Origin of the sequence: Bradyrhizobium sp. Ai1a-2, from assembly GCF_000426245.1 — a bacterium.
Taxonomy (GTDB): domain Bacteria; phylum Pseudomonadota; class Alphaproteobacteria; order Rhizobiales; family Xanthobacteraceae; genus Bradyrhizobium.
In genome coordinates this window covers 106,649-128,443 of the sequence record NZ_AUEZ01000001.1, presented here as the reverse complement: position 1 = coordinate 128,443, position 21,795 = coordinate 106,649, and the positions used below count along the sequence as shown (strand labels likewise).

13 protein-coding genes are annotated in these 21,795 nt (G+C 61.0%); 8 read left to right on the top strand and 5 right to left on the bottom strand.

Features of this window, described 5'->3' with window-relative positions:
* The first annotated feature begins 6 nt into the window (after positions 1-6).
* From K288_RS0100620 to K288_RS0100610, 3 genes are all read left to right on the top strand, one after another.
* Positions 7-1,314: an acyltransferase gene (locus K288_RS0100620; RefSeq protein WP_152535326.1), complete on the top strand. Its 1,308-nt coding sequence runs from the start codon at positions 7-9 to the stop codon at positions 1,312-1,314.
* Between the two features lie 383 nt (positions 1,315-1,697).
* Complete coding sequence (locus K288_RS0100615; RefSeq protein ID WP_256378808.1) at positions 1,698-2,924, top strand: polysaccharide biosynthesis/export family protein; 1,227 nt, start codon at positions 1,698-1,700, stop codon at positions 2,922-2,924.
* A 399-nt stretch (positions 2,925-3,323) separates the two neighbouring features.
* Positions 3,324-4,802, top strand: coding sequence for an undecaprenyl-phosphate glucose phosphotransferase (locus K288_RS0100610; RefSeq protein ID WP_027577844.1), 1,479 nt, complete (start codon positions 3,324-3,326; stop codon positions 4,800-4,802).
* A 148-nt stretch (positions 4,803-4,950) separates the two neighbouring features.
* Here the strand turns inward: K288_RS0100610 and K288_RS0100605 are convergent, their stop codons facing one another.
* Positions 4,951-5,319 (bottom strand): H-NS histone family protein, encoded by a 369-nt coding sequence (locus K288_RS0100605; RefSeq protein ID WP_027577843.1) that lies wholly within the window; start codon positions 5,317-5,319, stop codon positions 4,951-4,953.
* Positions 5,320-6,062: 743 nt separating this feature from the next.
* Here K288_RS0100605 and K288_RS0100595 point away from each other — a divergent pair.
* The 4 genes from K288_RS0100595 to fabF all read left to right on the top strand — a co-directional run bounded on the left by K288_RS0100595 (position 6,063) and on the right by fabF (position 15,968).
* Positions 6,063-6,431 carry an H-NS histone family protein gene (locus K288_RS0100595; RefSeq protein ID WP_027577841.1) on the top strand — a complete coding sequence of 123 codons (369 nt, stop codon included), beginning with the start codon at positions 6,063-6,065 and terminating at the stop codon, positions 6,429-6,431.
* Between the two features lie 2,558 nt (positions 6,432-8,989).
* Positions 8,990-13,303 (top strand): DUF4082 domain-containing protein, encoded by a 4,314-nt coding sequence (locus K288_RS44160; RefSeq protein WP_043159086.1) that lies wholly within the window; start codon positions 8,990-8,992, stop codon positions 13,301-13,303.
* Positions 13,304-13,309: 6 nt separating this feature from the next.
* The gene (locus K288_RS44155; protein WP_051334249.1) at positions 13,310-14,554 is read left to right on the top strand and encodes a GTP-binding protein; all 1,245 of its coding nucleotides are present in this window, start codon (positions 13,310-13,312) and stop codon (positions 14,552-14,554) included.
* A 151-nt stretch (positions 14,555-14,705) separates the two neighbouring features.
* A complete protein-coding gene (gene fabF, locus K288_RS0100570) occupies positions 14,706-15,968 on the top strand; it encodes a beta-ketoacyl-ACP synthase II (protein WP_027577838.1) in 1,263 nt (420 codons plus the stop codon).
* A 43-nt stretch (positions 15,969-16,011) separates the two neighbouring features.
* On the opposite strand, the gene K288_RS0100565 is transcribed toward fabF, so the two are convergent.
* Positions 16,012-17,037 carry an aldo/keto reductase gene (locus K288_RS0100565; protein ID WP_027577837.1) on the bottom strand — a complete coding sequence of 342 codons (1,026 nt, stop codon included), beginning with the start codon at positions 17,035-17,037 and terminating at the stop codon, positions 16,012-16,014.
* 320 nt (positions 17,038-17,357) lie between these two features.
* Between K288_RS0100565 and K288_RS0100560 the strand changes: the two genes are divergently transcribed.
* Entirely contained in the window at positions 17,358-18,185 is an 828-nt protein-coding gene (locus tag K288_RS0100560) for an enoyl-CoA hydratase-related protein (protein WP_027577836.1), read from the top strand.
* A gap of 55 nt (positions 18,186-18,240) precedes the next feature.
* On the opposite strand, the gene K288_RS0100555 is transcribed toward K288_RS0100560, so the two are convergent.
* From K288_RS0100555 to K288_RS0100545, 3 genes are all read right to left on the bottom strand, one after another.
* Entirely contained in the window at positions 18,241-19,446 is a 1,206-nt protein-coding gene (locus K288_RS0100555; RefSeq protein ID WP_027577835.1) for an ABC transporter substrate-binding protein, read from the bottom strand.
* Positions 19,447-19,569: 123 nt separating this feature from the next.
* Entirely contained in the window at positions 19,570-20,580 is a 1,011-nt protein-coding gene (locus K288_RS0100550) for a nitronate monooxygenase family protein (RefSeq protein WP_027577834.1), read from the bottom strand.
* 21 nt (positions 20,581-20,601) lie between these two features.
* The gene (locus K288_RS0100545; protein WP_027577833.1) at positions 20,602-21,786 is read right to left on the bottom strand and encodes an acetyl-CoA C-acyltransferase; all 1,185 of its coding nucleotides are present in this window, start codon (positions 21,784-21,786) and stop codon (positions 20,602-20,604) included.
* Positions 21,787-21,795: the final 9 nt, after the last annotated feature.

The following is a 21,795-nucleotide window of genomic DNA, read 5'->3' as shown; positions in this document are numbered from 1 at the left end:
TGCGGCTTGCCGAAGACAAACGAGCACGAGATGCAGGCCCGAAACTGGCGGCAAACCGCGCAGGTCGGGGATGCTCGTGACCCTTCCGACAATGCACCGGTGACCTATCGCGATAGTTCACCTGGGACCCACCAGAACCCGGACGTAGTCGATCATTCGTACGGTGACGTGGCCGCTCACGCAAAATCGGGCGCGTCCGAACTCTCTCGTCGGACGGTTTCACAGAGCAGGCATTTCAAATCAGAGGATAGGGACCTTCTTGCTTGTGCCCAGCGTCCGAATCTTCCGGCCCTGACTTCATTGCGTTTCTTTGCAGCGCTGTTTGTGGTGATCTTTCACTACCGACACAAGGAGGCGATCTTTCCCTTTGGGATATCCCACTTTGGGTATGAGGCCGTTACGTTCTTTTTTATTCTTTCCGGCTTCATTCTGACCTACACGCACGCAAGACCCAAAGGTCTCAATGTGTCGCTGCGAGCCTTTCTCACGATGCGAATCGCGCGTATCGCACCCGCCTACTACCTTGCACTCGTGGTGGCGCTTCCATCCCTCCTGAAATCGCCGTGGTTCGCTGCGCCCTTTGTCGTCTTGATGGTGCAGGCGTGGATTCCACCGTTAGCTTTGGCATGGAATCTACCGGCATGGTCGCTTTCCAACGAAATGTTTTTCTATCTTTGCTACCCAGCTTTTTATTGGCTGGCACTGCGCATCGGCGCCATACCATTCTTTTGTGTTGCGGCAACCGTACTTATAGCCACCACGATCTATAGGGATACCTATCTCGTCGGCGAAGAATGGCACCATTTCAGCGCCTACTTTCCGTTGCTCAACCTTCCTCAGTTCATGTGGGGGCTGGCACTCGGCAACCTTTTCCTTCGCGGCTTGTTCACGCATTGGACAATGTTGGTTGCGGGCCTTCTATCCCTCCTCGGGATACTGATCGGATTGGAAGCACACACGTGGCTAACAAACACGTCGCTATTGAGTGTGGTGTTCAGTTTCATCGTGCTCGGGGCGGCCCAAGAGTATATTCCGATCCTGAGCAGTCGGCCTTTGTTCATTCTGGGAGATGCCAGCTACTCGATCTATATCCTTCACTTCCCGATAGGCGGTTGGTGGAACAAGATCACCGCTGTACTCTTCAAGCTTGAGCTGCATCCTACGTTAGATTTCAGCCTCTACCTTGTAGGTGTCTTGGGACTGTCCGTCGCGGCACTGTACTGGGTTGAGAAGCCGGGACGGCGAGCTATTCAACGATGGATGACGGCTCAAGGGAGCCGAGATCGACCGTTAGAGCCGTCGAGATCCGTCTAAGCCTGTAGAAGACAGCCTCAGGCGGGGTTAAGGGCTTATTTTCGGTAGACAATCCAACAACGGTGTGGGGCTTGATCCGCTTCCGGAGTTCGGCGGCGGTTGCGCAGTCTTGGGATGGCTTGATGTTCTTGCGCATCGCCGCAATGGGCGAGGTGATGCCAACGCCCTGAATCTTCCACAACAGTACGGCTTCCACGGCGGACCCGCTGAGGATTCGAGCCTTATCCGGGATCGGGGCACCCGGTCCCCCCTCATCATGTTGCATATCGGCAACAAGCACCGGTTGCATTTCAGGTTAACGCGATGATTCGCTGGCCTGAATCGCGCATTAATGTACCTTACCCCGCGTACTGGGACGACTTGGGGTAATCATCATTATTGCGTTGCAAACATGCGGGAGGATCGTTGCTGGTCTCCTGGCACTGTCTTGTGCCGGGTGCATCATTACGCCTGGATCCGGTCCCCTGGCGACAGACGTCCGATCGGCGTCGGAGGGATTTGAGCCTGCCAGCCTCCCCTACGCCCTGGTCAAGCTGACGCCGGAGGTTGCCGAAGTTCTCGGCCGCCATACGCCAAGGCTGTCCTCCGCCTTTGCCGACAGGACGCCGGCGAAGGCGTTCCGTTTCGGCGTGGGTGACACGGTCAGCATCACCATATTTGAATCTGCAGCCGGCGGCCTGTTCACATCGGACGCCGGCGTCCGCGCCGGCAACTTCGTCACGGTTCCAAACCAGGCAGTGGACGAGAAGGGCTACATCGCCGTTCCGTACGCCGGCACGATCCGGGCGCTGGGCCGCACCCCCTCCGAGATTCGTGACGAGGTCACGGACAAGCTCAAGGGCCGGGCCCTCGAGCCGCAGGTCGTCGTGGCCCTGGCAGAGCAGAACACGTCCCTGATCAGCGTCCTTGGCGACGTGCGCGCCGCCGGCCGCTTCCGTGCAAGCCCGTCCGCCGAGCGCATCATCGACTCGATCGCGCGCGCTGGCGGGCCTGGCTCGCAAGGCTATGACATGTGGGTATCGCTCGAGCGCAAGGGACACCGCGCGAGCGTCCCGTTCGGCGCATTGATGTACGAGCCTTCCAACAACATCTACGTGTTGCCGAACGACGTCATCTATCTTTACAGCCAGCCGCAGACCTTCGTCGCGTTCGGTGCGTCCGGCCTTCAGGGACAATTCAAGTTCGATGCGTGGCGCATCTCGCTGGCCGAGGCGATAGGCAAGCAGGGCGGCATGAACGATGCGTTGGCGGATCCATCGTCAGTCTTCCTGTATCGGGGCGAGACGCGCGAAGTCGCCAAGGAAATGGGCGTCGATTGCAGACCCTTTAAGGGCCCGATCATTCCCATAATCTATCTGATCAATTTGCGCGATCCTTCGGGTTATTTCCTCACTCAAACCTTTGAGATGCGGAACAAGGACGTCATCTATACGTCGAATTCGACTACGGTCGAGACCACCAAATTCCTGAATTTCCTGCGAACGGTCCTGGCCACGGCAAACGACCCGATCATCTACGCGACCAACGGCTACGCACTCAAGGCCGCTACCCACGGCGGATCAACCACCGTCATCACGACACCCCAGCCAATTACGGGGGTCACTCAGTAGTCAGTTGTGCTTGGTCGGCGCGCTGCTGGCGCGCGTGATCTCCAGCGAGGAGATCACGCGTCGATTGATCGGGAGACCGCGACCCCGGCGATGCAGAGCAAGGGAGCGCCTGCTTCCAACTGATTGCGTGCGGGGCCTGCTGTTTGATTCTGGACAATCGGAATCGGTGAGCTGAACGTGCATCGTTCACCGCGGCGCCGCGCCGCTCGTCCGATACTCCATCGCCTGGCCTCACTGCACCTGGATGAAGCGCGCCGTGGACGCACAAGCCGCTCCAGGCGAGCGTCAAGGGCACACATTTAATTTATTTAATTCCGCAATTAATCGTTGCCCTATTTAATAGATTATTATACATTAAATAATGGTTAAGACAGACCCACTTGATCATTTCAGACAGCCATGAATTTCATAACCCGCAATATTGCAGCGGACGTCCACGGCGAATTTGCCGCTCGTAGCTTCAGTCCACCGCTGAGGTCCGAACGAAAATGGCCGATCCGCTATCGCTCCATCGAGCTGCTCGCGAGCTGCAGCGACGTCGCGATCATCGTGATCGCCAGCATTGTTTCGACACTGCTTTATCGGCTCTATGTGGACTGGACCACGGCCGATGTCGGTAAGGCCATAGGTTCCGCGATCGTCGTGTCGGCACTCTGCGTATCACTGCTGAAGATGCGAGGCATGTACAGGCCGCCTGAGCTTCTTGCGCTTCGCCGTCAAGTCCAAGCCGTTTGCCTCTCCTGGTTGTTCGTGTTCGCTCTGCTCGGCAGCGCTGTCGGTGCCCTCAACATTGGCGCCGAAATCTCCCGCGGCGCCGGCGCGGCCTTCGCTGTCGTCGGCCTGGCGATGCTGATCGGACATCGGGTCATCATGAGAGCCCTGCTCTTGAAGGGCCTCAGCGACCGGAAATTTTCCGGCGGCAATGTGGTGCTGATCACGGACCAGGCGCAATCGCACGACACCGGGCTGGCGCAGGCGCTCACAGCAGTGGGGCTTCGCTTGGCGGGACATTTCAGCCTGCCTCGGCCAGGTGCCAAGGCAAGCTACCGCAAGCGGCTTAGCGCCCTTGTAGTCCAGCACGCACGCGGCTTCGACATCGAAGAGATCATTGTCGAAGCGGATCCGAACCGATGGCGCGAATTGCGTGAATTCGTTGCCGAGCTGAAAGTCTTGCCGTTTCCGGTGGTCTTCGTTCCGGTCGGGGCTGCATCGGAGATGTTCGCACAACCGACCCGAGACCTTGGAAGCGCCATAGGCGTTGAGGTCCAGCGCGGGCCTCTTACCCCGATTCAGCGCGCCGCCAAGCGATGCGTTGATCTGATCGGCGCCGGAACTTGCCTAATCATGTTGGCGCCGCTGCTGGCGGCAGTCGCCGCCGTCATCAAGCTGGACTCGCGAGGTCCCGTCCTTTTCAGACAGCAGCGCTGCGGCTTCAACGGCCGGAGCTTTGCGATCTACAAGTTTCGCACCATGTCCGTCCTCGAGAATGGACCCTCGGTCACGCAAGCCAAAGCCGTTGACAGCCGCGTGACGCGGATTGGCAAGTGGCTCCGCAGGACGAGCATAGACGAGCTGCCGCAGCTCCTGAATGTGCTGGAGGGCAGCATGTCCTTGATTGGACCACGGCCGCATGCGATGGCGCACGACAGTCAATTCGACAAGGCGGTCCAGCAATACGCCTTCCGGCGACGGGTCAAGCCGGGGCTGACCGGTTGGGCGCAAATCCATGGTTGCCGAGGTCCGACGCCCACAACGGCCCTGATCGAGCAACGCGTCGAATACGACGTGTGGTACATCGATAACTGGAGTCTACGATTGGATCTCGCAATTCTCCTTCGGACCCCGTTGGAGGTATTGCGGGCGCGTAACGCCTTCTAGCGCACGATCCAGCCGCTTCCGGCAATGGTTGCCGCGGATGACCGCAAAATGAATAAAGCCCGCAGGCATGCGCCGCATGCCTCTCGGCGAGCTACCGTCCGCTCCGACCAGATATTGAGGGATTTCTGATGCAGACCGTCGTCCGGGATCAGGCGCGCTGCCGGCCTTTGGAGCCGCTCTCGCTGATCCGGAACTCCTCGATCTTCTTTCCCGACTTCATCGCGGCGACAAGCCACCGAGGTAGCTTTCCACGGCCCGACCAAGTTTCGGAGGTCTTCGGATTGCGGTATTTCGGCAGCACTCTCGGATACTTCCGCCGCGGCTTCCCGCCCTGGAGCGCGCGCGCATCGTCCGACTCACGGGTGGCACCCACGCCCCGGCTGAGAACCGCCAGCCGCTTCTCAAGTTCGCGCTTTTCCGCTTCGATCCGGGCCGACAATATCGCGCTGATCTCTTCATGAAGTGACCAGAGATCATCTAAAGACATGGACTTTAGTTCGATTTCTTTCGCCGACATGGTCGTCCCGCGGTTCCGTCTTAATAATCGGGTGTCTTATGGCCTCGTACATTATTAATCAAGGGGAATACCAAAAAGTTCCAAGGCAAGCTCTGGATAAATCGGCTGTACACACATTTATGCGTGCACAGCCTATTCCAGAAGCTGCAACAAGCGACGGCAACTCGCAATAAGATATGTTACGGATTTAAGGGGAGGCTACACGGCGCACGATTCGCGCAGGGCTCTGGCGCGGAATGCCGGCGCCTGCCGCACTCGTCTCCCACCCCTCTTACGCAGGCTCGGGACAAGCCGCTTGCTTCTACGGCGCATCAGCGGCCGCAGCCGGCAGCGAATTACCTCAATATCCCTCAGGGCGAGACGTCGAAGTTCAATCTGGGCCTGCAGGGCCCGAATATCCCGCAGGGCGGCGGAAGGGACGACAAAGCGACTGACAGTCTCATGAAGATGGCAGAGGGGAAGCTCAATACGGTCCATTTCTCAAACCCTTACAATACCAACTTAAACCACATTTCCGCGCAATTATTTATTGATTTAAACTCCGCAGATCGTCTGAAATTCCGCTATAGCTTGCCAATAAAAAACGATTTATCAAGCATTAAATAAATCATTGGAATAATATTTATGTCACATATAATGTCTTCCATTCAGGTCAGGGCTCAGCGCTTTTTATCGCCTGAGAAGAGAGTGTGTTTTGTAGAAAAATTGCCCCCGCTCAGGCTCAAATTGGTCACGAGAGCACGATGCGTAAATCCGATTTAGACACTATGACTTTCGACGAGCTCTGGCTTCTCCACGAAGAGATTACAAAGATTTTGTCGGAGAGGATCACTGCGGAAAAGCTCGAGCTGGAGAAGCGTCTGGCTCAACTTAATCCGCCTGAGCCGATGCAGGATAGCGCAGGTTCCGAGCCTGGCGCCGAACGGCCACGCCGCAGATATCCAAGGGTGCCGCCGAAATACTGCAACCCAATGGAGCCGAGCGAAACCTGGTCCGGTCGCGGCAAGCAGCCCCGATGGCTTGTCGCCGCGCTGCAATCCGGTCGCAAGCTGGAAGAGTTCAGGATCGAGGACAGCGAGAAGACGACGGACGACAACGCTCAGCACTCCTGAGCGTGTCATTTCGCCGGGCTATCTCAGCTGTGCAACTGAACGGGCGCCGTTCCGCGCGTGTACTCGAGGTGTCTGGCGAGACTGGTACGGATACCCGAGATCTCGCCCAGAAGGACGTCGCAGAGCTGAATTCGTGAAGCAATGACGGTTGGGTTGGCCCCCTCACCATTCAAAAGGTGAAGCTGGATCTGCGCCTGCTTGATCGCGTTAAGGGAATCCCAAAGGACGCAATCACCCGACTTATAAATGTTCCTCATTATTGACCCCCGCTTACCCAAACGACAATGACTGGTGGTAAGGCAATAATTCTTTACGTTAGTCGGCGATCATCGATGGTGGTTCATCTCACCTGCGACAATTCCACGCACGAAGATTTGTCGCATCTCTTGCCCGCCGTTCAATGGCATCCGACAGCCTGGCGAGGCATGGCAACATCCATTTAAATAGTTTAAAGCGCGCCAAAAAACGAAGCAACTTAAATCGGCTCGAACGCGTAGCTTATTTGTCTTTTCTCAAATCAAACTAAATACTTCCCGCATATGCGAGCGAGATCTTTGTGTGACCGGCTTGCAATAGTCGACCCTCGCTTGCGGGCGAAAATATAGCGCCAATGCTGCAATGCGTAGCTGCGGATTTGTTCGGGCTCGCAGATACCCGAGAACAGCATCCGAAAGCGACTGCTTTCGTCTTTGCTGTGCGCCTACCGCGTCGAAGCGACGAATTTTGCCATCAGAGTGTTGCGTCGAGGGCACGCTTACTGCTCATGCGCCGGCGAGCTGGACGACGTTTGACGGCCGGCCGGAACCGCTCCTCGGACGGCAGCGACAGGAAATACTTATCCCGTCTCCTATCGCAGGTCACCGCCTCCAAGCGCGTCAGGGGCACGCCTCGCAGGCAAGAACGCTTCGTCCAGGTCGAACTTGAGCGAGTCACGTTTGCTGGCAAGGCGTCGAAGGTTACCCAATGTGCCCCGGGGCGCATCGCAGTGGCCGCACCGTATCGGGGTCGAGGACGGCGCCCCCTCGGCAAGGTCAATCCGAATACTTAATGAGTTGCAATTGTCGCACACCAGCTTGAATTCGGCGTGATGGTCCATCACTGGGGCTCCCGGTCTTAAATCGCTCTGAAATCGGATCGGCAAAAATTCAACAGATGGAACGCGACTCGGAAACTGCGTTCGCGTGACGCGCCTCCGAAGGGCTCCAGGCCAATCCCGTTATTATATTATTTATTTCTCGACGTCGAATTTATTATTTACTATTTAATTTCCGGTTCAGCATCACAACCACCTATTTTCGATGATACTGATCCACCCGGATTTGAATCGGCCCCAAAAATGGATGCAAATAACGCATTTGTGTATTTCATGCGCGCCGCCCAGGTTGAAGATATGCGGTTATGCACGTTGATTTAATTTGGTTTTCCGCGAAAAATTTATTTCTCGACTAACTGGTAAAATAATATTAAATACCTTATTTAATTCATAGCCGGCCTATCGCGTTGCGGTAGCTGAAAGGTGCCATGGTCGCGGCAACAATTGCAATAACGAGCCTGCGGTCATGGCCCGGTGCCTTGTCGGGATGCAAGGGTTCCCGGCCCGACATGCGCCCTGCCCCGATCTCGCGATCTCCGTCGGCACGGCCGTCCGGTCACGCGATGGCGCTCGCTCACCCGACATTGAAGCTGCCGCATCGGGGCCTGTCCGGTCTCGACGGCTGCGCCCCCGATCCATTTTTTCAGGCTTATCCCCCCTCTCTCGCTAGGACACAGATATGACGAAGTCCTTTCAAGAAGATTCTGGTTGGAGCCGTCTGGCTCTCGGATTGCAGAATTGGCAACGCGCTTTCCAGCGCGGGAAGAAATCCGAGAGCGAAGCATCCATTGCGGGAGACGAAAACTGGTTCTTGTCTTTGGCCGCACTGCGGTCACGGGAGACGTCGGCGAACGCCTATTCGCTCGCAGCGCCGCTGGCCTCTGGAGCGGTGAAAGCCGGACTTGCTGCATCGACGCCAGAAAGCCCCACCCCTGTCTCCATGACGACCGAGGCCACAACGTCAAATCCGGTCGTGATCCTCGGCGGCACCCCTTCACCGGCCGTTGCTGCAGGCATCACCGGATCCATGCTCCCCACAACATCTGCAGTGGCCACCCCGGCCAGTGCACCGCTTTGTTGCGGTTCGTGCGGCTACATCAATTGCCCGACCCAGGCGATGAGTCAGGGCCAGGCCAACGGGACGCAGTTGGCTGGCCAAATGGTGCACAGCGGTGGGTCCGGAGCTGATTATGTGCCGACCAACAAGGCCGGGCTCATCGGCAGTTCCACAAGCGCGACCATGTCGACGCAGGATGTGGCACCGGTAGCGAACTGGAACACGCAGTTGCCCGGCGGCGGAGAGACCGCCAGCGGCACTACGATGAGCGGCCAGATCGGGATCATGGGCGGCTCGGTTACGACCGCCATGCCGCCAGTTGCGCCGGCGCCATCCCCCCTCCTCCGAGCCGCCGCGATAACGGCCACCGCGGCTGCTGCGACAACGAACGCCACGGCCGCTGCGACGATGGATGCCACCGCTGCGGCGACATCGACCAACCCGATCGTCCTGGAAAATCAAAAGCAAGGAAATCCCGAAAGCGAGTGGGGCATCGATGGCGCGGGCGACTCGAACATTGAGGGCTTCGCGACGGACATCAGCGTCAATCACGGCACGACGGTCAGCTTCAAGATCGACACCGATTCGACGCACTACAGGATCGATATCTACCGCCTCGGATATTACGGAGGCATGGGCGCCCGAAAGGTCGCGACGATAGACCATACCGGCCTGCAGAATCAGCCGGCGCCGTTGCGGGATGCGTCGACCGGCCTGGTCGACGCCGGCAACTGGTCCGTCTCGGCAAGTTGGGACGTTCCGGCGGATGCCGTGTCAGGCGTCTACATCGCAAAGCTCACGCGTCTGGATGGAACGGCCGGCGAGAATCAAATCCCCTTCATCGTGCGGGACGACAGCAGCCAGAGTGACGTCGTATTTCAAACGTCCGATGAAACCTGGCAGGCCTACAATGGATGGGGCGGTGCCAATTTCTACGGCGGCAACGGGCCGGCGACCGGCCAGGGCGCCGGCCGCGCTTACGCGGTCAGCTATAATCGCCCCATCGATACACGGGGCGGCGTGGGGACGTTTGCCGGCCCGCAGGATTATCTGTTCGGCGCCGAATACGCAGGCATCTACTGGCTGGAGCAGAACGGTTACGATGTCTCGTACATGGCGGGAGTTGACGTCGACCGTTACGGCAGCCTGCTGCTCAATCACAAGGTCTATGTCGATGCCGGCCATGACGAATACTGGTCAGGTCAGCAGCGCACCAATGTCGAGGCCGCGCGCGATGCCGGCGTCAACCTGATGTTCTGGAGCGGCAACGAAGTTTATTGGCGCACCCGCTGGGGCAATAGCATCAGCAGCGACGCAACCGCTTATCGCACGCTGATATCCTACAAAGAGACATGGGCGAATTCCTCGATCGATCCCACCGACCAATGGACCGGCACGTTCCGCGACCCGCGTTTCAGCCCGCCTGCGACCGGCGGCGGCAATCCGGAGAACTCGCTTACCGGACAGCTCTTCGACGTCGATGACGTCGGCACCAAGCTCGAATCGATCGATATCCCGTACGACGACGCCAATTTGCGTTTTTGGCGCAACACCAGTATCGCAAATCTGCAGCCTGGTCAGACCGCGTCGCTGGTCCAGAATTATCTCGGCTACGAGTGGGACGACGCGGTCGACAACGGGTTTGATCCCGCGGGCCTGGTCCGCCTCTCCTCGACCACCCTGCCCGTGAGCACCTATCTGCTTGATTACGGCAACACGACGGGCAGTGGCATCTCGACGCACAGCCTGACGCTCTATCGTGCTGCGAGCGGCGCGCTGGTCTTCGGTGCCGGGACCGTCTTTTGGCCCTGGGCCTTGAGCGACAACCACGACCTGCAGTCGACGCCGACCGATCCGCGTGCACAACAGGCAATGGTCAACACGTTCGCCGACATGGGCGTTCAGCCTGGCACGCTGCAATCGGGGCTCGTCGCCGCCACCGCATCGACAGACCACACCCCGCCGACCTCCACGATCAACCCGATCGGACTCGTTAATGCAGGAGCCGTTGTCACGATCTCCGGCACGGCCGCGGACCTTGGCGGCGGCGTGGTCGCCGGCGTCGAAGTCTCGACTGACAATGGCGCGACCTGGCATCCGGCCATCGGCGACGAGAACTGGACCTATTCCTGGTCGCCGCAGGCCGGCGGCACCTACACCATCCTCTCGCGCGCGGTCGACGACAGCATCAATCTCGAAACGCATTCGGCCGGTCAGACCGTGACCGTCACGGCACCGAATTTCGTCTCGCTGTTCTCACCGAGCGCAACCCCTGCGGTCGTGAACACCACGGATGAAAGCGCGGTCGAGCTCGGGGTGAGGTTTCAGACCTCCGTGGCTGGCACCGCAACCGGCGTGCGGTTCTACAAGAGCAGCCAGGACACGGGCACCCACACCGGCGAACTCTGGTCAAGCACCGGCGTACAGCTTGCAACCGTCACCTTCACCAACGAGACAGCGAGCGGCTGGCAGAGTGCGACCTTCTCCACGCCGGTCACGTTGACGCCCGGGCAAATCTACACGGTCTCCTATCACACCGAGACCGGCCACTACTCCAACACGAATAACTTCTTCACCTCCGACCTGATCAGCGGTCCGCTGACCGCGCCCGCCAATGGCAACGGCGTCTTTGCGTACGGCAGCAGCAGCCTGTTCCCGACGAATACGTTCCAGGCGACGAACTTCTGGGTTGACGTCATGTTCAACCCCTCCAGCGGCACGACCAACCTGCCGCCGACGGCGGCGGACGACGTCGGGCCGACGGTGACGCAAAACATCGCGGCCACGATCACCGCAGCGTCCCTGATCAGCAATGACAGCGATCCCAATGGTGATCCCCTGACCATCACCGCAGTGAGCGGGGCCAGCCACGGCACCGTCACGCTCAACGTGCAGAGCGATCCGCAAAACAACACCATCACCTTCACGCCCGACGCCGGTTTTACCGGCAACGCGAGCTTCACCTATACGGTCTCGGACGGGCACGGCGGGACGGCTACCGCCAATGTCAATCTTACCGTGGTGGCGCCAGGACAAACTCCGGTGAGCCTGTTCAGCGCGTCGAGCACACCCGCCGGCAGCTTCCAGGACGGCACGCCGCTAGAAGTCGGCATGAAGTTCACCACCTCCGTGGCTGGTCAGATCACCGCGCTCAAATTCTACCGCAGTGCCACCGATACCGGTCCTGACGTTCTCGACCTCTGGAGTTCGACCGGCGTCAATCTGGCAACGGTCACCTTCACCAACACCACGGCCAGCGGCTGGCAGACGGTCGCACTGTCGACGCCCATCACCCTCACAGCCAACACGACCTACGTCGCCTCCTATCACACCACCGGCGCCTATGTTGCGACCAACAACTTCTTCACAAGCGCCGTCACCAACGGGCCGCTGACGGCGACCGCCACCGCCAACGGCGTCTATTCCTATGGCGGCACCAACACCACCGGCATCTTCCCGACGAGCACCTTCAGCGCCGCCAATTACTGGGCCGATGTCGTGTTCATCCCGTCTGCGTCGGGCGGTACGACGAACACCGCGCCGACGGCTGTCGCCGACGTCGCCGACGCGACCGAGAAAGGCGGCATCGCCAATGGCTCAGGCGGCTCGCCCGCCACCGGCAATGTGCTCACCAACGACACCGATCCCGACACCGGCGACACCAAGACCGTCACCGCCGTCAGCTTTGGTGCGACGTCGGGCACGCTCGGCACCGCGCTCGCCGGTGCGCACGGCAGCCTCGTGCTCGGCGCCGACGGTGCCTTCACCTACACCATCAACGAAAATGATTCTGCCGTGCAGGCGTTGCGGACGTCAACGAACACGTTGACGGAAACCTTCAACTACACCATGCGCGACACCGCCGGACTCACCTCGAGCACCACGCTCACCATCACCATTCACGGCGCTGACGACGCACCGGTGCTCGCGACCCAGACCGCCAACCAGAACGCGACCGTCGGCTCGGCCTTCTCGCTGGTGCTGCCCGCCAACACCTTCACCGACGTCGATGCCGGCGACACCTTGGCGTACACGGCCACGTCCGCCGACGGCACTGCCTTGCCCGCCTGGCTCTCGTTCAACGCGTCTACACGCACATTCAGCGGCACGCCGGCGGCCGCCGATGTCGGTACGGCGAGCATCAAGGTCTCGGCCGCTGACCTTGCGGGCGCTAGCACCAGCGAGACCTTCAATATCGCCGTGTCCACCACGCCTCCGCCTGCGCCGGTCAGCCTGTTCAGCGCATCCAGCACACCTGCGGGCAGTTTCAATGACGGCTCGCCGCTTGAAGTCGGCGTGAAGTTCAGCTCCTCGGTCGCCGGGCAGATCACTGCGCTCAAATTCTATCGCAGTGCCAGCGACACCGGTCCCGACGTCCTCGATCTCTGGAGCGCGACCGGCGTCAACCTGGCGAGCGTCACCTTCAACAATACGACGGCCAGCGGCTGGCAGACGGTGCAGCTGCCGACGCCGATCTCGATCAATGCCAACACGACTTACGTCGCCTCTTATCACACCACCGGCGCCTATGTGGCGAACGGCGGTTTCTTCGGCTCTGCCGTTACCAGCGGACCTCTGACAGCGCCCTCGAGCGCGGCCGCCGGTGGCAACGGCGTCTATGGCTATGGCGGCAACGGCACGACCGGGCTGTTCCCGACCAACACGTTCAACTCCGCCAATTACTGGGCGGACGTTGTGTTCCAGCCACAGCTGGTCGGCTAGGATTGGATGAGAGCGGACGGGAAAGATCTGCTGCCTGTGACCGTGCTGAGCGGATTCCTCGGCGCGGGCAAGACAACGCTGCTCGACCATCTGTTGATGAACCGCGACGGTCTGCGGGTCGCGGTCATCGTCAACGACATGAGTCAGCTGAACATAGACGCAAGCCTGATCCGCAATGGCGGGGCCGACCTGTCCCACACCACAGAGAGCCTCGTCGAGCTCAGCAATGGCTGCATATGCTGCACGCTTCGCGATGACCTGCTGCGGGAGGTCAGGCGCCTGGCCGAACAGCGGCGCTTCGATTATCTGCTGATCGAAGGAACCGGAATCGCCGAACCGCTTCCTATCGCTGCAACGTTCTACTTTCGCGACGAGAGCGGCGTCTCTCTTTCCGACGTCGCACGCCTCGACACGATGGCTACGGTCGTGGATGCGACGAGCATGCTCGCCGACTATGGCAGCAGCCAACTGCTCCGCGAGCGCGGTGAGATGCGCGACAGAAACGACCAGCGCACGCTCATCGATCTCCTGGTTGAGCAGATCGAATTTTCCGACGTCGTGGTGATCAACAAGATTTCCGAAGTGGCGGAGACGACACGCGCATCGCTCCGGAAGATCATCGCTGCACTAAACCCAGACGCGCGCCAGATCGAAGCCGATTTCGGCAAGATTCCTCCCAAGGCGCTCCTCGGCACCGGTCTCTTCAATGAAGCGAAAGCCGCGAGCCATCCGCTCTGGCACAAGGAGCTGTACAACCCTGACTCCCATGTGCCGGAGACTGAGGAGTATGGAATATCAAGCTTCGTGTACAAAGCGAGGCGCCCGTTCGATCCCGCCAGATTCCGGTCTTTTCTCGACCAACCCTGGCCAGGCGTCATTCGCGCCAAGGGCCACTTCTGGCTCGCCACCCGTCCGGACTGGGTAGGTCTGCTGTCCGTCGCCGGGATTCAGCGTCGGTGCGAACCGATGGGCCACTGGTGGGCAACGGTACCGCAGCCGGCATGGCCCAGCCATCGGCAATTTCAGGAGCAGATCAAGAGCCATTGGGACGACGAGTGGGGCGACCGCCGCCAGGAACTTGTCTTCATCGGCTCAGGCATGGACGAGGCACAGATCCGCGCCTCTCTCGATGCCTGCCTTACTCCCTGCGAAAATGGGTTTGAGCCGGACGGCTGGCGCAGCCTCGATGACCCCTTTCCTCCCTGGAGTGCTCCTCAACATGAGGCGCACGCGGGTGCGGCGGCTCGATAGAGCATTTCCATGCATCGCTGCCGCGGCGATGGACGCGCCAGCAAGTCAAGCACGAAATTGCGCGCCACCCACTCGACTTTCCACTTGCGAGCACGCAAGTTCCGATTGGGAACGGACGGTTCTCGCAAGCTGAAGAGCACAGGGTTTGGTCATGCGCCGCATCGTCGTTACGGGAATGGGATTGGTATCGCCGCTCGGTTGCGGCGTCGACCTCGCATGGTCGCGGCTGACAGCCGGACGATCAGGGCTTCGCGCCTTGCCGGCATGGGCGGCCGCGCTTCCGGCGCGCGTCGCCGGTATCGTGCCCACCAAGACCGATGATGTCGAAGGCGGCTTCGATCCCGATCTTGGCGCGCCACCCAAGGACCAGCGCAAGATGGACCGGTTCATCCTGTTCGCGCTGGTCGCAGCGGCCGAAGCGATTACGCAGGCCGCATGGACGCCCGCAGACGCCCATGCGATGGAGCGGACGGCAACGGTCATCGCATCGGGGATCGGCGGATTTCCGGCGATCGTCGAAGCGGTGCGCACCACCGACCAGCGCGGCGTGCGCCGCTTGTCGCCGTTCACCGTGCCATCGTTCCTCGCCAATCTCGCGGCCGGCCACGTCTCGATCCGCCATGGCTTCAAGGGCCCGATCGGTGCGCCCGTCACCGCCTGCGCCGCCAGCGTGCAGGCGATCGGCGATGCCGCGCGCCTGATCAGGTCGGGTGAAGCAGATGTCGCCGTATGCGGCGGCGCGGAAGCCTGCATCGACCTCGTGAGCCTCGGCGGCTTTGCCGCTGCGCGGGCGCTGTCGACCGATTTTAACGAAACGCCCGAGCGCGCATCCCGCCCCTTCGACCGCGATCGCGACGGCTTCGTGATGGGCGAAGGCGCGGGCATGCTCGTCATCGAGGAACTCGATCATGCGCTTCAGCGCGGCGCCAAGCCCGTTGCGGAAATCATTGGCTATGGCACGACCGCAGATGCCCATCACATCACCTCGGGCCCCGAAGACGGCGACGGCGCCCGCCGCGCGATGGAACTCGCCCTGCGTCAGGCGGGCCTTGAGCCGGGCCAGGTCCAGCACCTCAACGCGCACTCGACCTCCACGCCAGCGGGCGATCACTCCGAGATCGAAGCCATCAAGTCGGTATTCGGGCGCGAGGGCAAGATCGCGGTGAGCGCAACCAAATCGGCAACGGGGCACCTGCTCGGCGCGGCAGGCGGCCTGGAAGCAATTTTCACCATTCTCGCATTGCGCGATCAGATGGCGCCGCCCACCCTCAATCTGGAAAATCCGGACGATGCCGCTAACGGCATCGACCTCGTCGCCAGAGCAGCCAGGCCGATGGCCGTGGAGCACGCGATCTCGAACGGATTCGGCTTCGGCGGCGTCAACGCCAGCATCATCCTGCGACGCTGGACGTGATCGGGTTGCGGGGCGAGCCACGCGCCTGCACTGCTCACCCGTCCTAGACCGCTGGCGGATTGCGCTCGATAAAGGTCGAGCGTTGGTGCCAATAGGGATAAGGCAACGTCACCTTGCTGGCCTCATCGAGCTTGGCGACCTGCTCCTTGGTCAACGACCATCCAATCGCGCCGAGGTTCTCCCGCAGCTGGGTTTCGGTGCGCGCGCCGACGATCAGCGTGGCAACGGTCGGTCGCTGCAACAGCCAGTTCAGCGCGATCTGCGATACGCTCTTGCCGGTTTCCTTGGCGATCTCGTCGATCGCATCGACGACGCGATAGACGTGCTCATCCGGCACCGGCGGTCCGAAGGAAGATGTTTGCGGCAACCGGCTGACCTCCGGCCGCGGCTGGTCTCGTCGGATCTTGCCGGTGAGCCGGCCCCAGCCGAGCGGCGACCACACCACCGCGCCTAGACCCTGGTCGAGGCAAAGCGGCATCAATTCCCACTCATAGTCGCGCCCGATCAGCGAATAATAGGTCTGGTTGGCGACGTAGCGCGGGAAGCCGTGTTTGTCGGCAACCGAAAGCGCCTTCATGAGGTGCCAGCCGGAGAAATTCGACACTCCGACATAGCGGATCTTGCCGGCACGTACGAGCATATCGAGCGTTGCGAGCACTTCCTCGGGCGGCGTCATCGCATCGAAGCCGTGCAATTGGAACAGGTCGATGTAATCGGTGCCCAGCCGCTTGAGCGAACCATCGACGGCCGCAAGCAGATGCTGACGCGAGGAACCGATGTCGTTCGCTCCTTCGCCGAAGCGGAAGCTCGCCTTGGTCGAGATCAGCGCCTTGTCGCGCCGGCCCTTGATCGCCTCGCCGAGCACGCGTTCGGATTCGCCCATGGAGTAGACATTAGCGGTGTCGAACATCGACACGCCGGCGTCGAGGCAGATGTCGACCAGCCGCCGCGCTTCGGTCGCATCGGTATTGCCCCATGCGGCCAGGCGACCGACGCCGCCGAAAGTGCCGGTCCCGAAGCTGAGCGCGGGCACGCTGAATCCTGACTTTCCCAGGCGTCGATATTCCATGTCTATGTTTCCCGAGCCTTGATTTGGCTTCGCACCTGATCCCGAAGCGCCGAACCAACCCAAGTTTGTGCGAACCTATGCGATGTTACAATTGTAACCCAATCTGGCAGCAGCGCAATCACGCACGGTGGAACCACCAATTGAAGTCAAGGTGACTTGGCACTGTCCGACTGCGCGACCCGCGCATCCGCGGCACGAGCGGCTCAGAAACGACGGAAAGGGGTCGGCGCGCAAAAATCGATGTGAGTGCCGATCATCCCAATTGCAGCATCATCGGCATCGTAATATTATGATCGAAATATAATCGCGAGGGCAATGCCATGTCGGAGGATCTGACCGAGGTTGAAACGGGCACCGGCGAATTGCTGTGCAATATCGACGGCCGCGTCGCCATCCTGACGTTGAACCGGCCCGAAGCGCGCAATGCGCTCTCGGACAATCTTACCCCGGCCTTGCGGCGCATGATCAAGAGCCTGGGCGACGACCCGAAGATTGGCGCCCTTCTGATCACCGGCGCGGGCAATGCGTTTTGCGCCGGCGGTGACGTCAAGGGCATGGGAAGTGGCATTGCGCGGCCCGAACGGACGCTGGAGGAGCGCGTCACCATTCTTCGGGAAAGGCAGCGCACGCTCACCGGCGTGCTGGTTTCCGTCCGCAAGCCCACCGTCGCGGCGCTGCCGGGTCCGGCTGCAGGCGCAGGCCTTGCAATCGCACTCGCCTGCGACATCAGGATCGCCGCCGAGTCCGCTGTGATGGCGACCGGCTATGCCCGCATCGGCCTGTCCGGCGACTATGGCGTCGCGTGGCTGCTGACGCGGCTGGCAGGAACGGCCCGCGCGCGCGAGTTGATGTTCCTGTCGGAACGCCTCGACGCCAAGCGTTGCGAGGCGTTCGGCCTGGTCAACCGCGTCGTCCCCGACGATCAACTCCGGTCGGCGGCGCTGGAATTGGCAAAACAGCTCGCCGATGGCCCGCCGATCGCGCTTGGCTACATCAAGGACAATCTCGACCACGCCCTGACGTCGGACCTGCTGAGTTCGATGGATCTGGAAGCCGAGCACATGGTCCGCGCCGCGCGCACCACCGATCACAGCGAGGCTGTGCGCGCCTTCGTCGAGAAGCGCAAGCCGGTGTTTCACGGGCAGTGAAATAGGCCCTGGGTCACCTCGCCCCGCTCTTCGCGGGGCGAGGGAGAAGGAAAAATCACTCCGAGTTAGCGTCCAGGATCGCGCCGAACGGCTCCCAGTTGGTGCCGCTCCAGCGCTGCATCTGCAGTTGCGTCCAGACCATGTTGTTTCTGTCTGACGTATTGGCCCTGATGCCGGGCGACGCCGTCGGTACCACAAAGTCTTTCAGCGATTTCGCCTGTTTGATGATGTTCTTGCGCGAGAGGTCATCGCCGCATTGTTTCAGGATCTGCTCCAGGATCATGCCCTGCATGTAGCCGGTGAGATAGCTGGTGTTCTGGATATCGGCGCCGGGCAGGTATTTCTCGAAGAACGCACGATAGGCCTTCATGCCCTCGTCATTGTCCCACCTTGCATCCGTCGGGTCCTTGTTGATGGTGCCGACGATGACGCCCTTCGAGGTCTCGAGCCCGGCGGGCTTCAACGTGCCTCCGATCGAGCTCGACGGAAAATTGAGGATCACGGTTGCCTTCCAGCCGATCTCGGAGGCCTTGCGGATCGCCTGCGCCGCGAATTTCGGCGTGCCCGCAATGAAGAAGCCTTCCGCACCGGAGCTCTTGAGATTGACGACCTGGGAATCGATCGTCGGCTCCGTCACCTCATAGGCCGCGGTGACGACGCGCTTGTCGAAATCGCTCTTCAGGATCGATTTGAACGCAGCGACATAGTCTTTGCCGAGGTCGTCGTTCTGGAACAGGATCGCGTATTTCTTGCCCGGCAGCGTCTGCTCCAGGAATTTCGCGTAGATCCGGCCCTCAGTCTGGTAGCTGACGAGCCCGGTCGTCGTCAGCGGAAATTCGGCAACATCGGTGAACTTGCTCGAACCGCTGACGATCGCGATCGAAGGGACGCCCTTTGCCTTCAGGTATTTCGCCGTCGCCGAATTGCCTGGTGTCCCGAGTTGGCTGAAGATGAAGGCGACCTCGTCGCTTTCGACGAGCTTGCGCGCATGCTCGACCGCCTTTGGCGGACTATAAGCATCGTCCATCGCGATATAGTTGATCTTGCGCCCATTGATGCCGCCGCGATCGTTGATCATCTGGACATAGCCGAGCACGCCCCGCCCCACGAGGCCGATCGAGGATGCGGGACCGCTGAACGGAAAGATCCCGCCGATCTTGATTTCGGTAGCGCTGACGCCGGGCTCGTCGGCGGCCCTTGCCGGCAACGCGAGGAGCGATGCCGCAAGGCATGCCGCCGCCACACTTAATTTCATCTTCATGCTACCCTCCCTCAAAGCCCGTCACGCGCGAGCCAATCATTTAAAAGAAATGCAGGCAGACGCCCGCGGCCTGGCTCGCCCGCTCGGGCGAACCAGCCAACATGTCGGACTGTCAAAGACCTCTCAGGCGACCGCGCGCGCCGGCGCCTTCGCCACAACACCGTCGAGGAAGCCGGTGAGCCGTTGCCGGATGATCTGCTCGGCTTCGGTCATGATGCGGTCGACCAATTCCTTCACCGTCGGAATATCATTGATCAGTCCGACCACCATGCCGCAGCTCCAGGCGCCCGCGTCCATCTCGCCGTCGATCATCACCTTGGGATAGACGCCCGCGACCTGCTCGTGAATGTCCTGGATCTTGAGGCTGGCGCCCTTCTCGCGCTCGATCTCGAGAAGCTGATCCACGCCCTTGTTCTTCAACACGCGCTCGGTGTTGCGCAGCGTGCGCATCACGAGGCGGGTGTCGAGTTCCGTTGCCTCCACCAGCGCTCGCTTTACGTTGTCGTGGACCGGCGCCTCCTTGGTCGCGACAAAGCGCGTGCCCATGTTCATGCCCGCCGCGCCCATCGCGAGCGACGCGACGAGGCTGCGCGCATCCGCCATGCCGCCGGAAGCTACGAACGGGATATTCAATTCATCCGCCGCGCGCGGCAGCAGGATCATGTTCGGGATATCATCCTCACCGGGATGACCGCCGCACTCGAAGCCGTCGACGCTGACCGCATCGCAGCCGATCTTCTCCGCTTTGAGCGAATGGCGGACGGACGTGCATTTGTGTATCACCTTGATGCCGGCCGCCTTCAGCGCCGGCATGTACTGCTCGGGGCTGCGCCCGGCGGTCTCGACGATTCTCACCCCGCCCTCGCGGATCGCGGCGATATATTCCGGATAAGGCGGCGCGGTGAAGCTCGGCAGGAAGGTCAGATTGACGCCGAACGGCTTGTCGGTCATATCGCGGCATCGCGCGATTTCCTTGGCGAGCAGTTCCGGCGTCTTCTGCGTCAAGCCGGTGATAAGGCCGAGACCGCCGGCGTTCGACACCGCGGCGGCGAGTTCGGCAAAGCCGACATAATGCATGCCGCCCTGGATGATCGGATGCTGGATACCGAACAGTTCAGTGATTGCTGTCTTCACGAAGTTTCTCCGCTTTCGCGATCAGTTGACGATTTCAAACAGTCCCGCAGCGCCCATGCCGCCACCGATGCACATGGTCACCACGCCGTATTTCGCCTTGCGCCGCCTGCCCTCGATCAGGATATGGCCGGTGAGCCGGGCGCCGGTCATGCCGTAGGGGTGGCCGATCGCGATCGAGCCGCCATTGACGTTGAGCTTTTCAGGGTCGATGCCGAGCTTGTCGCGGCAATAGATCACCTGAACCGCATAGGCCTCGTTGAGCTCCCAGAGGTCGATGTCGTCGATCTTCAGGTTGTGCCGCTTGAGCAGCCGCGGGATCGCGGCGACCGGGCCGACGCCCATCTCGTCCGGCTCGACGCCGGCAGCGACGAAGCCGCGGAAGATGCCGAGCGGCTTCAGTCCCTTCTGCGAAGCAACCTTGTCGCTCATGATCACGCAGGCGGACGCGCCATCCGAAAGCTGGCTGGCATTGCCGGCACTGATCGTCTTGCCCTCGAACACCGGCTTGATCTTTGCGAGCCCTTCGGCCGTCGTGTCGGGCCGCGGCCCCTCGTCCTTGCTCAGAGTCACCTCCTTGTAGGTGACCTCCTTCGTGTCCTTGTCGACGACCGCCATCCTGGTCGTGATCGGCACGATCTCGTCGTTGAAGCGGCCGCCCTGCAAGGCGGCGCCAACGCGGCGCTGGCACTCGAGCGAGTATTCGTCCTGCTGCTCGCGCCCGATCTTGTAGCGCTCGGCGACCACTTCGGCGGTCTCCAGCATCGACATGTATATTTCCGGCTTCATCGCCATCAGCTCGTCGTCGACGGCGTGGAACTTGTTCATGTGCTCGTTCTGCACCAGGCTGATCGACTCGATGCCGCCGCCGATCGCGATCTCGACGCCGTCGAGCATCACCGAGCGCGCCGCGACAGCAATCGCCTGCAGGCCCGAGGCGCATTGCCGGTCGATCGTGGTGCCGGCGACGGTGACGGGCAAGCCAGCGCGGATCGCGCCCTTGCGGGCGACGTTCATCACCATGGTGCCCTGCTGCATCGCGCAGCCCATCACCACGTCCTCGACCTCGCCGGGCGCGATCCCGGCGCGCCGGACCGCTTCGGCCATCACATGGCCGGCCATGGTCGGCCCTTCCGTGTTGTTGAGTGCGCCGCGATAGGCCTTGCCGACGCCGGTACGCGCCGTTGATACGATCACTGCATCTGGCATGTGCTTTCC